General features: G+C 48.7%; 9 protein-coding genes. 2 read left to right on the top strand and 7 right to left on the bottom strand.

Annotated elements, in window-relative coordinates:
• Positions 1 to 451: 451 nt before the first annotated feature.
• Genes NE473_RS04110 through NE473_RS04085 form a run of 6 tightly spaced genes read right to left on the bottom strand, consistent with a single transcriptional unit; the run spans position 452 to position 8,451 of the window.
• A complete protein-coding gene (locus tag NE473_RS04110; protein ID WP_055649248.1) occupies positions 452 to 1,615 on the bottom strand; it encodes a glycoside hydrolase family 88 protein in 1,164 nt (387 codons plus the stop codon).
• 17 nt (positions 1,616 to 1,632) lie between these two features.
• Positions 1,633 to 3,435, bottom strand: a complete 1,803-nt coding sequence (locus NE473_RS04105; RefSeq protein WP_055649247.1) for a glycoside hydrolase family protein — start codon at positions 3,433 to 3,435, stop codon at positions 1,633 to 1,635.
• Positions 3,408 to 5,000 (bottom strand): glycoside hydrolase family protein, encoded by a 1,593-nt coding sequence (locus NE473_RS04100; RefSeq protein WP_055649246.1) that lies wholly within the window; start codon positions 4,998 to 5,000, stop codon positions 3,408 to 3,410. The genes NE473_RS04105 and NE473_RS04100 overlap by 28 nt, the downstream gene beginning before the upstream one ends.
• 13 nt (positions 5,001 to 5,013) lie before the next feature.
• Entirely contained in the window at positions 5,014 to 6,603 is a 1,590-nt protein-coding gene (locus NE473_RS04095; RefSeq protein WP_081034807.1) for an extracellular solute-binding protein, read from the bottom strand.
• A gap of 20 nt (positions 6,604 to 6,623) precedes the next feature.
• On the bottom strand, positions 6,624 to 7,496 hold the full coding sequence (locus NE473_RS04090) for a carbohydrate ABC transporter permease (RefSeq protein WP_055649244.1): 873 nt from the start codon (positions 7,494 to 7,496) through the stop codon (positions 6,624 to 6,626).
• Positions 7,497 to 7,509: 13 nt separating this feature from the next.
• Positions 7,510 to 8,451 carry an ABC transporter permease gene (locus tag NE473_RS04085; protein ID WP_138312881.1) on the bottom strand — a complete coding sequence of 314 codons (942 nt, stop codon included), beginning with the start codon at positions 8,449 to 8,451 and terminating at the stop codon, positions 7,510 to 7,512.
• Between the two features lie 359 nt (positions 8,452 to 8,810).
• On the opposite strand from NE473_RS04085, the gene NE473_RS04080 reads away from it, so the two are divergent.
• Positions 8,811 to 11,027, top strand: a complete 2,217-nt coding sequence (locus NE473_RS04080; protein WP_055649243.1) for a helix-turn-helix domain-containing protein — start codon at positions 8,811 to 8,813, stop codon at positions 11,025 to 11,027.
• A 63-nt stretch (positions 11,028 to 11,090) separates the two neighbouring features.
• Here the strand turns inward: NE473_RS04080 and feoB are convergent, their stop codons facing one another.
• Positions 11,091 to 13,169 carry a ferrous iron transporter B gene (gene feoB / locus NE473_RS04075; protein ID WP_242866069.1) on the bottom strand — a complete coding sequence of 693 codons (2,079 nt, stop codon included), beginning with the start codon at positions 13,167 to 13,169 and terminating at the stop codon, positions 11,091 to 11,093.
• A 76-nt stretch (positions 13,170 to 13,245) separates the two neighbouring features.
• Here feoB and NE473_RS04070 point away from each other — a divergent pair, with 76 nt between their 5' ends.
• Positions 13,246 to 13,416, top strand: coding sequence for a GNAT family acetyltransferase (locus NE473_RS04070; protein ID WP_118078013.1), 171 nt, complete (start codon positions 13,246 to 13,248; stop codon positions 13,414 to 13,416).
• The last annotated feature ends 341 nt before the right edge of the window (positions 13,417 to 13,757 follow it).

Here is a 13,757-nt window from a genome sequence, read left to right as displayed (position 1 = left end):
CCTCCCTGATTTTAATGACTGGTTACAAGGCAGAAGCTGATGACGTCTTTTATAAACAGGAATCCTTTTCACAAAACCTTTTTTCTGATATAATAAGTCATAAGCTTATTGCCTTCCGCATACAGGAAACTTTCTGTGCCACCAGATTTTTGCCAATTGTGTCGGGACAATAAGCTTTTTTCCTGTATTTTTTATTCATATCCTCCCTTCCTTTCTAAGATTTGTTTTATTTTAGCAATTATTTTGGGACATTTGAATGTAATTAATTATTTCATTTCTTTTCTTATTGTGAAAAATTACATGTTTTTATAAACGGTTACAACTTTTTGAAAAATACATGTAAAATATTACGATTTAACCTGTAATATTTTTGATTTTTATTCCCCCAGCTCGTTACATGCAAAAAAAACAGTGTGACCACCGTTACGTGTCACACTGCTTTTTTCTTTAATCACCACATGGAAACCATGGGCTGACACAGACGGAATACCGCCTCCATGAAAAAATAATCCCCATAGATCATATGGATATGATGCTCCTTCCCGTGATAGGCTGCCGTACAGTTTTCAAGTATGCAGTCCTCTTCCCTGCTCCAGTTGCATCGGTACACATACAATGTTTTTAACAGCCTGAGAGCCTGCCGCAAATACGGTTTTCCTTCTTTTTCATCCAGCTGTTCCGCAAGTTCAATCAGCCCACAGGCTGCAATAGCAGCCGCTGCACAATCCTCCCACGCCGGAACCTCCGGCTGTTCAAAATCCACGGGGATGAGGCCGCTTTCCGGTATCCTGCTGATAAAATAATCTGCTGTTTTTCTGGCTGCCTGCAAATATCTGGCTTCCCCGGTATGGCGCGCGCTGACGGCAAATCCGTAGATTGCCCAGCCCTGGCCTCTCGTCCAGGAAGAATCCTCCCGAAGCCCCTGTCCGCCATGTACTCTCACCTTCTGCCCTGTCACCGGGTCGAATTCCACGATGTGGCTGCAGGAGCCATCCGGTCTGAAGAAGGTTCGCAGTACTGTGTCCGCATGAAGCATGGCCACACTGCGGTACCTGGGATCGTCCAGTTCCTCTGATGCCCAGTAGAGGAGCGGAATATTCATCATACAGTCAATAATAGCCAGTCCCGCCGCATTTCCGCCAAAAAAGCTTTCGTTCCAGGCACGGATATACCCGCCGTTTATATTAACCCTTCCGGCCAGCAGATTGGCCGCATGCAGCCCACGCCTTCGTGAAAGAGGGTCTCCGGTCAGACGGTAATCCGCTACCGCGGTAGGCAGCCACATAAACCCGGTGTCGTGGTGAAGCCCTTCGTACAGTTCAAAACACCGGTCCAGCTTCCCCTCCGTTTCACGGGCAATGGTCACGTAACGTTCATCTCCCGTCGCCTGAACCATCAGCCACTGAATACCACCCCAGAATCCATTGGTCCACCAGTTGATTCCGTTTCCCATATCCCAATCAGCAGAGTTATCCGAGCGGTCGTCGTGTCGTCCGTTTACGGTGGTATACGGAATTTTACCGGCGGAAGCGCGGCTTACCCATTCCATTTTTTCAATAAGCTTCTGCCTGGCTTCCTCCAGCCAGACACAGTCCTGTTCTAATCCAGCCAGCATCCTGCTTCGCTCCTTCCTCATTTGTCCTGACTTTTCAGCCCCAGTTCTTCAATCAGCGCCAGCCCCAGAAATCCGGCAGTGTACTGACATGCCATACGGAAAAACGGCCGGTAGGATACCCCGGACATGGGACCTGCCACCGGAACTCCGCCTCGTCCGTCCCGGTCTGCACCACGATACTGATTGCCGATCAGCCAGCCAAGAGCCTTTCTGGCCGTCTCCAGATATGCGGCGTCCCCGGTCATTTTATAGAGCCGGTAGAACATAACGGCCCACACCGCAGTTCCCTTCTCTGCGATTCCGTTTACCGGGTCCGCCTCACTGAAGCGGTACCACCAGCTGCCATCCTCATTCTGATAGTTCATAAGGACAGAGGCCATGCGGCGGCATTTTTCAAAGTATTCCTCCCCCAGTCCCATGCGTGCGGCGGACGAGATTCCCATCATGGCCCATCCTGCTCCCCTCGTCAAATCAAACGGCGGTTCCACAGTCCGGCTGTGCCGGAAATAATTCCGGGCCCATGTGCCGTCCGGCATCTCGAAGTACCGGATCAGCTGGTCAATGTATCTGCGGCCGATCTCCGCAATACGGGGATCCCCGGTATCCAGATACAACTCCGCAATTCCCTCCATGCCGAAGCCTGCCTCATCCATGGTGTTCGTCTTCCAGCTCTTCGTCACTGCAAAGTAATCCTGCTGGATCATCACATCCCGATCCAGAAGGCGTCCTGTCGCCTCCGTCATGATACGGCAGAATTCCAGATAGCGTTTATCCCCCGTAGCCCGGTACAGGGGCATCATCCCCCAGCCGGCCTGGAATAAGCCGTCCGGCGGGGAATATTTCAGTTCATAGCCCACCCTGCTGTTGACTGTATCATGGTCCAGCCGGCACAGGAGCAGCCCGTAATTGGGCTTTTCAGGATCCAGTTCCTGGTTATTCACGCATAAGTCTCCCATTGCGACAGCGGTTTCCAACAGCTGGTCTGAACCGTACCGTTCGGATATCTCCGGTATATCCCTGGCCTTTAACAGCGTCTGCATAGCAGGACCGAAGGTCCACAGCCAATTTCGCTGGCGGAACGTCCTGGCATCGTAATCGTAAAATAGAAAGGTTCCTCCCGGTACCGCACTATACGGATTTCGGTTCCGGGATTTCATAATAAAATCCAGGTCTTCCTCCAACGCGGCCAGCAGAGTCTCTCTGGACAGCCGTCCAGTGGTTTCATGCTCCTTTCCGGTCCGGGTACCCGTTCCGTGCTCCGTCTGACCATTGGAATCAAACTCAAACGCCTTCTCCCACAGCAGTGTTTCACTGTCCTCCATAATTCCCCATACAGCTATGCGCCCCTTCCACTGATCGGTCAGAAGCCTGATGTCTTCTTTCACCATCTCTGTTTCGGAAGGATATACTTTTCTCATATAAAATTCCAGCGCTCCCGCCTGTGGATTATCGTAATGAAACATATTCTCCCACCACTCAAGAAAACAGCCGGGAACTACGACCTTTGAGGATAAGGGAAAACGCTTCTCCCCGTGATACATGGGATTCATCGCCCATGTCCCGTAAAAAACGTCTTCAAACAGAAGAACGCCTTCCATTGTCTCATCGTATTCGAAATCCACCACGGGAAACAAATAGTTAAAATTAAACATCCCCTCATACTTTGTCCCGTACAGCCGGCTCTCTCTCCCCGGATCCTCAGGAGAGGCATCACTCTCTTTCACGATCGGTTCATTGCGGTCGCTGTAAATTCTCAGCTCATAGCTGCCGGCTTTCTGTTTCGTTGGAACCTCTATCTGAATGACTCTGTTTTCAGGCATGATATCTCTCTCCTTTTTAACTTCGCCAGTATATAAAATGCGTTGGCATACTGTGTTGCAATCGTTAAATACGACATGCAGGTTATTCCGGACCGGATTCCCGCAGCCTTAATTCCACCGTATCCGGTCCCCGGCCCTTTGTGAATATTGGCTTCACACCAGCTCACGGCCCTGTCTGCTGATTCGATTAGCTCCTTCTGTGTCTGATCCAGGGTGCAGATGTCGTAGAACAGATAGGCCAGAATGGCAGTCGCTTTCTCACAGACTCCCGTACCGTCTTTATCCTCCTGCGCCGGAACCCCCTCATACCCCAGAATATAGCTGAAGGATCCATCCTCATTCTGTTCTTCCGCGGTCAGACGCGCCAGCGCAGCCGCTTCTTTTAAATAGCGTTCTTCCCCGGTTCCCCTGTATGCCGCCAGCAGTCCCTCGATCGTCCAGCCCAGCCCTCTGGTGAAGAGGACCTGGTCCACTCCGGTATCCGGGTGGTAATTCTGACCGTAAAATCCATTATCCAGGCGATACTGTCTGATAAACCGATCCATGAAAAACCGGCTGTCCTCTTCGTACCCGCAGGTGCGGTTTAGCCGGTCATACTCCGTAAAGCCCTCCGGAATAAATGCCGTATCGATGATAGAATAATCTCCCCACGTTCCATCTGTGAGATCGTAATCCAGAGGCAGGTAATCTCTGTCCGGCAGATAGATGGATTTTTTAACCCAGTCGAGAGCCAGCCTGGAGGCCTCCAGATACCGCCTTTCGCCTGTCAGTTCATAAAGTGGAAGCAGCGCCCATTTAACGGCAAAGGACGCGTCGTTCGGCCCCAGATAGCAGTCATAGGAATGTTCCGGATGCCCCGGATATTCCCACCTGGCCGTCAGTGCTCCGTAAACCTCGCTGCCTTCTTCCAGGATCTGAGTGCGGAGAAATTCTTCTCCGGCCTCTCTGGCAAACTGCAAAAACAGTGCTTCTTTTTCCGGATAACAGCCGCTTTTGATAAGCTCCGCCATACAGGCCACCACCACGGCATTGTCCCACAGCCAGTTGACCAGCCGCGGACATTCGTCATCATAGTCGTAAAGCGTCCAGCAGGCGCCTTTAAACGGCGACTGTTCCGGTTCCTGTATCTGAAGATTAAGGAGGAACTGGGCAGTATCCAGGATGGGATCTGTCCCGTCCGCAATCCAGGCGGTTTCCCGCCTTTTATATGCAGCCTCTGTGTCTGAATCCTCTTTATAGACCAGTTCAATCTCTTTTAGCTTTACCTGTCCCTTATATGCAAAAGCATTTTCCCCTGCCTCACATACGCTGGCCGGATATAGCACCGCGGCGTTTGGCCCCTCCACTTCTTCCGGCTCTGTTCCCAGATACTGATTTAACACCACCACGCTCCTGCCGCTGGTTACCTCCATGGTGAGGCGGACCGCAGAAAGTCTGTCGTAATTCTCCCTGGAAATCTGAAACCTTTTATACTGAAAACGCTCTTTGGAAAGCGCATATCTCCCGGGAAGAAGCGTTTCTTTCAATTCTGCGGACTCAAATGCCGCTGTCTTTTTTCTTTCCATCCCATTCATCCCCTTATTTTAAATTGGTATCGTAGTATTCCTGCATCTCAGCAATCACATCGGCAAATTGCGGAACATATGTATTTTCTACATAGTTCACAAACTCCTCCCGGGTACTGTTTCCAATGATATATTTGGCACATGCCTCATCCAGCTTGGATCCCAGTTCCGGATTATCCTTCATAAGAGCGGAATAGGACGTCAGCACCTGGATTGTCGGAATATACGCCATTTGCACGTTGTTTCTGTATGTCGTTTCCATGTTAATATAGGCATCCTGATTTTCCGGGGAATCGCCGACAGCGACCAGACGCATCCCATCCAATGCAGTGATAAATGTAAAATACTTGGAGACGTACTTCAGGCTGTTCTCATACTGCTCATCCTTATAATTTATCTTAGCCAGCGTGCCGTCCTCTGTCGTCGTATAGCTGTCATAGGTAATTCCCTGGACACCGAGATTCATCAGGGTCCTTCCCTCTTTTGAGTAACACCAGTCGATGAACTGAAGAACGCGTTCTACCTGAGTACAGCTGCTGGAAACGGCATATCCGCCCCAGGTGGACGCAGGCGTCTCATAATAACTCTGTGAATTTTCATCCGCCTTCAGCGGATAAATAAATCCAAGCCTGGACTCCGGAAACGCACTCTTTGTCCCGGTATATACATCCGTACTGAAAAGAGAGACCGGTTTGATATACAGGGAATCAATCCCCGTCTGCCCGAATTTAAATTTGTCTGTCTCCGCATAGCCCTGGTTCGTGTACCATTCCGGATCCATAACGCCCTTCTCATACATCCGCCGGAAGAAATCGATCATGTCGTAATAGCCCGGCTGATCCTGTATTATCGTGACCTTTCCGTTTTCATCCGGACTAAACGCCTTGTGTATGTTAAAAGCACTGTAAAATACGGAAAGATTGTTGTAATTATAATTATCATTCACATTGGTCATGGAAAATCCATATGTATTATCCTGACCATCCCCGTCCGGATCATCGAAGGTAAACGCCGTCGCCACCTCCTCAAACTCCTCGATTGTCTCAGGCAGCTCTAATCCCAGCCTGTCCAGCCAGTCCTGACGGATCACCGCTCCGTTAAAGTTCTCCGCGTGAGGCCGCGGAAACGCATACAGTTTTCCGGAAGCGGGAACCACACCCGCCTTCAGCTGTTCCTCCGTCGTATTGGCCGTGACATTGGGAAGTGACGGCAGATACTCGTCGAGAGGGATTAAAAGCCCGTCGTCCGCCCATTTGTAAAAAGAGGAATCCGTGGTTTCCTGAAGGAAGACGATATCCGGCAGTTCTCCTGATGCCATGATAACATTTAAACGATCCAGATAATTGTTAATCGGAGGCACCTCAATCTCCAGTTTCACATTGGCCGCTTTTTCAATAGCTTCAATAACCGGATTGTTATCAACCTGGAACTGCGCGTCTACACTGGTTACGATACGAATCGTGGCTGGAGCCTCACCATTTCCATCTGTCTCTGTCTCTTTTTTTCCGCATGCAGCAGTGGATACCGCCAAAACCGCCGCCATGGATAAACACACCACTCTCTTCATACTCTTCGTTCCATTCATGTTTCTATCACCCATCATCTTCTTCTCCTTCTCAATTTTTATTCTTTTACTGCCCCCATCGTGAGCCCTGATACAAAGTAGCGCTGCAAAAACGGATACATACAGATAATCGGTACTATACTTAACATCACGGTCGCCATCTGCAGGCTGAACGGGAATACCGTCCGCTCATTGGCAGCCATCATCTCTGACATATTTCCTTCCAGGATCATCTCCCGCAAAACCAGCTGCAGTGGCCATACCGACCGTTTCGTCGTGTAGATAATCGCCTTGAAAAACTCGTTCCAGTTAACCACCGCATACATCAGGAACATGGTGGCAACCGCCGGTTTTGACAGAGGAAGCACGATGCGAAACAGCGTCTGGAAGTCATTGGCCCCATCGATTGTAGCAGCCTCCGTCAGGCTTTCCGAAATACTGCTTAAAAAATTCTTCATCAGTATGATGGAATATGCCCCGTTTACGGAGGACAGAATCAGCGCCCAGAGCGAATTAATCAGATGAAGCTTCTGCATAACGAAGTACTCTGGTATAATTCCTCCTGAGAAAAACATGGTAAAGATATACAGCAGCATTACGGCTTTCGTTCCCTTTAAATTCTTCTTTGTCAGCGGGTAAGCCGTCATTACCAGCACCAGCACCTGAAGCACGGATCCTGCCACTACGATAAATATGGAATTAATAAATCCCGTAGTCAGCAGCGGGAATCTTAATGCCTCCGCATATGCCTCCAGCGTAACATTTCTCGGGATCAGGCTGACCGGGTTCTTTAAATAATCCGCATACGGTGTAATGGAATATGTAAAAGTATACCAGAACGGCAGGATGCAGAGAACTGCAAACGCCAGTACAAACAGACAGATCACGAAATCATACAGCGAAAATCCCTTCAGTTTTTTTCTTCTCAGCATGTGTCCTCCCCCCTCAATAGATTCCCTTCTGCCCCATCATATTGGCCAGTTTGTTAGAACCTACGACCAGAATGAAACCAACTATCGCTTTGAATAAACCGACCGCGGTAGCATAGGCGAATTCTCCCATCACCATGCCTACCCGGTAGGTATACGTTTCAAATACATCGGAGACCTGCATGTTGACCGAATTCTGAAACAGGAACATCTGTTCAAATCCATTTTCCATTGCCTTACCTACGGTTAAGATCAGCAGCACAACGATAGTCGCGGCAATGCCGGGCAGTGTAATATGAAGGATTCTCTGAATATGCGATGCTCCGTCTACCATGGCTGCCTCATAAAGAGACTGGTCAATGGCCGTCAAAGCCGCCAGATATACGATGGTATTCCATCCCGTATCCTTCCATATGGTGGTAATCACGATCAGAGGGCGGAACCATTCGCTTTTCCCTAAAAACATGATCGGCTCTATCCCCAGGCTTTTGAGCAGTTCATTTACCAGACCTCCGTTGGTAGACAACAGATTTGTGGTAATTGACACCAGCACCACCCAGGATATAAAGTATGGAAGATACACCGCCGTCTGCGTAATCTTTTTAAATCTCTTATAGCGGATTTCATTCAGCATGACCGCAAGTATGATCGGTATGGGAAAACAGAATACAATCTTTAATACATTTAATACGATAGAATTTTTTAAAACGTTGTAAAAATCCGGTGAAGCAAACAGCCTTTTAAAATGTGCAAAATCATTCCATGGGCTGCCTAAAATTCCGTCCCGGAAACTGAAGTCTTTAAACGCCATCAGGATTCCATACATGGGTGCATATTTAAACACCAGCAGCAGTACGATTCCCGGAAGCATCAGCAGATACAGGTACTTGTTTCTCCAGATATAGCTGCATGTGCTCCTGACTCTGTTCTCCGGCCGGGGACCTGTCATTACCTTCATTGCCCCTTCCTCCTTAGATATAACAATTGTAATAAAAAACGAAATGCCTTGTCCATGGCTGGCAATTTCATCTTAAGCCCCTTCCGGTCAAATGTATATAATAATAAATGCAATTGACAAAACTATTCTCTCACCCGGCACACTTCCCCTTACTCCTCCGATGCCCCACGATGAATAAAAATGTGATTCACAAATCTATTACCCACCGTTTTTTCCCGCAAATTCGATGTTTTTTCCATTTTCCCTCCATTGCAGAGCGCCTGTGATTGTTTACTTTTATTTCCTCAAATGATATAATTCAGACACAGAAGCGCCAGAAAAAGCTACGTTTTTATTCATCAGAAACAGGGGGAGTTTCCATGAAGCATCAATCTTTTTCGTCACGAAAATCTGCACAGAAACAGTTTGTCCTTTTACTGACACTGACCCTGTGCCTCATTCTTATTCTCAATCTGCTGCTTTACAACCACCGGGCGCAGCAGCTGTATACAGAGCAGCTGAAGAAGGATAACTATCATACTGCACTTCAGATATCACGGGAGTTTGATGCTTCCATGGATCTCATGCGTACTGCCTGCTGGAACATGGTGCACAATAACCGGGAATTCATCCGCATCGTAGAAACCTATGACAATTCCTTTGAGCACAAAACGGCTCTCATGTCCTATCTTTCCTCCATGCTGCCCGTCAATGAATACTTTGATTCCATCTATCTTTATCTGCCCGGTTACCAGACGGTTCTGTCTACAGCCATGGGCGCCATGCCGTTTGAACGTTTTTTCGATCCCTCCCCCATCACCCATATGCTTTCCCAGGACAAAAGGACAAGTCTGCGCACCCTGTACAGCCGTTCCAATAGCCATGTACTCGGCGGGCAGAACATTTCCTCCATCGTCATGAAGGTTCCCTCTTCTGACGGCTATGGCCAGAGCTGCCTCGTGGTTAATATCAATTTCTCCAGAGTCGTATCAGAGGAACTGGTCCGCAAATACTGTGTATCCGGCAGTGAACATCTGTCCATATTTGACAGCCAGGGTTCACGCATCTGGGGGGAGGGGACACGGCCATCTTCCGGCGAAGGCACCGTCATTTTCGATAAGACGGTTGTGACAACACTCGTCAGTGAAATCACAGGGCTCATCTACCTGTTTGAAACTCCGGCTCCCTCCGTTCTCTTCGCCGGCCTTGACATCTATTACATCCTGTTTGTAGCCACCCTGTTTCTGGCCGCGCTCATCATTATCCTGTACGCCTTTCTCCGCCTGTTTCGTCCGCTCCGGAGGATCCTTTCCTCTATCATTTCAGCAGAACCGGCTCATACAGAGGAGTTTGAGGCCCTCGATAACTATATCGGACGCATGAGGATAGAAAATCAGACGATGAAGGCCCATTTAAAGGAGGCACTTCCCATCTATCGGAATTACCTTTTGACAGAACTCATCACTCTTCCGGACTGGTCTCTGGACGAGATGGTGGAAAAACTGCGCTGCCAGAATATCAGTCTAAAGCTTGAAAACTATATTGTAATGACTCTGAAACCTGCATTCAGCCAACATACGGAGGATGAAAAATGGCAGGTCAAATTAAAGACTCTGTCCATCTTAAGCCAGTTGTTCTCAGACTCTGCCACCGGCTTCTGTGCCGAAACAGAAAAGGACGCAATCACCATTGCACTCCATTTACCCGGAGACGCGGATGAAGAGTCGAAAATAGGTGATGCTGCGGCATTCGCCGAAAACCTTTGCCGCGGTATTCTCCAGCAGACGAATGTTCAGACCAATATCGGCATCGGCCGTTTTGTCCCAACCATTCAGCAGCTGTATAAAAGTTATGCCGATTCGGTCACTGCGCTGAATTTCGTCGCCACATTCGACTCTCCCGTCATCAACATCTACCAGATTCAGAAAAATGTGGGAAGCGCCTTCGAATATCCCTATGAAAAGGAACGGCGTTTCACTCATTTGGTAAGTCTTGGGCTGTACGAAGAAAGTCTTGAGGCGCTTCATGCCATTTTTTCCGAGCTGAAGCAGTACCACCATTTAAAAAAACAGGAGATCACCTTTGTCTTTTTTCAGCTTCTTTCCAGCCTCTATAACGTAATATATGAAAATAAGCTGGACATCGGAGATTTCCCGATCTCGAAGATGCCCGCACCGTATATGGATGGAATCTATGATCTGGATAAGATTGAAGCAGAACTTAAAGATATGACAGGCAGAATCATCAGCTCTGCAGAACGCCTGTCCTCTGCCTCAGATGACCAGGAAATCATTACCTACTTAAATGAACATTTCACAGAAAATATTCAGATGGTGGATTTAACTGAACATTTCCACTATAACCGTTTTTATATCAGCCAGATTATCAAGGAAAGGACTGGTTATAATTTCAATGATTATATAAACCGGAAGAAGATAGAACTATCCCGGAAGCTTCTGGAAGAAACCAGCCTTTCCATCAAGGAAATTGCGGAACAGACAGGGTTCAGCTACTCTTATTACTTCTCAAAAATATTTAAAAAGTATGAAGACATGACACCGGGAGAATACCGGGAATCAAGGAAGAACAGCGGTTAAGCAAAAACAGAGACCGCAGACCATATGATTTGACACATGGCTGCGGTCTCTGCCTCTGTTTTCCTAGAAAAATGCTCTCGCCGCGGTCGTAAATAAGAAACACACGACAATTCCCGTAACCGTTGGTACCAGGAAGGAAGCAATCGTCCATTTCACACTCTGTGTCTCTTTTTTGATTGTCAGACACGTCGTGGAGCAGGGCCAGTGCATCAGGGAGAACAGCATGGTGCTGACCGCCGTGATCCAGGTCCAGCCATGGCTCACCAGCAAGTCCCGGAGTACCGATAGATCGCTGATATCCAGCAGGCTTCCCTCAGCCAGATAAGCCATGATGATGATCGGCACCACGATCTCATTAGCCGGAAAGCCGAGAATAAACGCCAGCAGTATAACGCCGTCCATTCCAATCACCCGGGCAAAGGGATCTAAGAATCCGGAGCAGTGTGCCAGGAGCGTTGCATCCCCCACAGAGATGTTCGCCATCAGCCAGATAATCAGCCCTGCCGGTGCCGCCACCGCGATGGCACGGCCCAGTACGAATAAGGTTCTGTCGAAAATGGAGCGGACGACGACCTTTCCAATCTGCGGCTTCCGGTATGGCGGCAGTTCCAGCGTGAAGGAGGAGGGCACGCCCTTTAACACGGTAGCGGATAAAATCTTTGAAATCAGAAGCGTCATGAGCACGCCGAGCACGATGACTCCCGCCAGGATTGCAGCGGACAGGACGGAGGAAAATGCCCCGGCAGCACTTCCCACGAAAAACATGGTGATGATGGCAATCATGGTCGGGAAACGGCCATTGCATGGGACAAAGTTGTTCGTAATCATGGCGATCAGACGTTCCCTCGGTGAGTCGATGATGCGGCAGCCGATGATTCCGGCGGCATTGCAGCCAAAGCCCATGCACATGGTCAATGCCTGTTTTCCGCAGGCGGCACAGCGCTTGAAACACCGGTCCAGGTTAAACGCAACTCTAGGAAGATAACCGAAGTCCTCCAGAAGCGTAAACAGCGGGAAAAAGATTGCCATTGGCGGCAGCATAACCGAAATAACCCAGGCCAGCACGCGGTAAACGCCGTGGACGAGAAGATCATTTAAGACAACAGGCATGCCGGCGGCAAGAAACAGATCGCTGATCCGGTCCTCCAGCCAGAACAGGCCGCTGCTTAACAGTTCCGACGGATAGTTGGCTCCCGTGATCGTCAGCCAGAAAACTCCCAGAAGAATCAGAAACATAATGGGGAATCCTGTGGCCTTGCTTGTAAACAGACGGTCCAGGAGGCGATCCTTCTTGTCATACGTCTGATTTTCAAATACAACCGCGCCCCGGCAGAGAAATTCTGCTTTTCGGATAAAGACGGACGCCATATCATCGCTCACCTGTTTCTGCGAGATGCCGCGTTCCTGCCATTCCTCCCGGATTTCCATCAGAAGGGAGGAGACTTCCTCCGATTCTGCCACCGGTGTGAGATATTTGCGGACGGCCTCCATCAGATTTTCGTTGGAATCCAGAAGACGGGCACAGAGCCAGCGGATATTGACTCCTTCACCGGCCGTCTTCTTTACCGCCGGGGTAAGCCGGGCGATAGCCGCCTCAATGTATTCCGGATACCGGATAAGAATCCGCGGCGCCGGATTTTCCGCAAATCGTCTGTCTACGGATTTTTCTGCTTCTACGGCTTCTTCTGCCTCTGTGGCTTCCTTTGCCTCTGTGGCTTCTTCTGCCTCTACCTCTTCTGCTTCCACCATCTCTCTTTTCAGTTCCAGCACACGGTTAAGCCCTTCGTAGATCTGTTCCAGCCCTTTCCCGCTTCTGGCCGTGGTACCGATGACGGGAACTCCCAGCCGCTCCTCCAGGACATCGAACCTGATCGTAATGGATTTCTTCTTTGCTTCATCCATAAGGTTGACACAGACAACCGCCCGCCTGTTGGCCTCTAAGATCTGAAGCACCAGGTTTAAGTTTCGTTCCAGACAGGTGGCGTCACAGACGACGATGACCGCATCCGGATTTTCAAAACAGATAAAATCCCTTGCCACCTCTTCCTCTGTAGAATGGGCCATCAGAGAGTAACAGCCGGGGATATCCACCATAACGTAGCCCTGCTCTCCGTCACTTGCGTAGCCCTGGGCGTTGGCCACGGTCTTGCCGGGCCAGTTTCCGGTCGGTTAATATCAATTACCGGTAAATATAATTATAAAGAAAGAAGGGGGAAAAATGGACAGAACAGTCGAATTGTTTTTTGAAATAATTGAAACTTACCAGCGGCACGCCCAGACTGCCAGAAACGCAAAGTATCAGGAGACCCGCGAGATGGCGGAAACGATAATCGATGTGGATATATCAGCTATGTGGTTTTTAACGCAACGATCACCAGATGCCAGTTGATGTAACATAGTAAGATACGCATATAAAAGTCGCCCGGGTATATGGGGGAAATATACCTAGACGACCGCAAAGAAGAGCTGCTGGGAAAATCATATCACTTTTTTCTCAATAAATCAACGCTTTTTTACTCTACTCTGCTAAATTTATGCAGTTATGTATACAAAAAATGCGGCCTGCCAATATAGCTAAGCCGCAAGTTAGAAAAGCAAAAACGTAATTATTATAGCACGCATATATTGTTTTGTAAAGAAGGAATTTAATTGTATCACATTTTCTATATGCAGCATACTCATTTTAGATGTCTCTACTACTGATCACCTATACATGATTACGCACAAAAA

The sequence above is a fragment of the Hungatella sp. SL.1.14 genome, from assembly GCF_024460495.1.
Lineage (GTDB): Bacteria > Bacillota > Clostridia > Lachnospirales > Lachnospiraceae > Hungatella > Hungatella hathewayi.
This window is presented reverse-complemented; position numbering and strand designations above follow the sequence as displayed.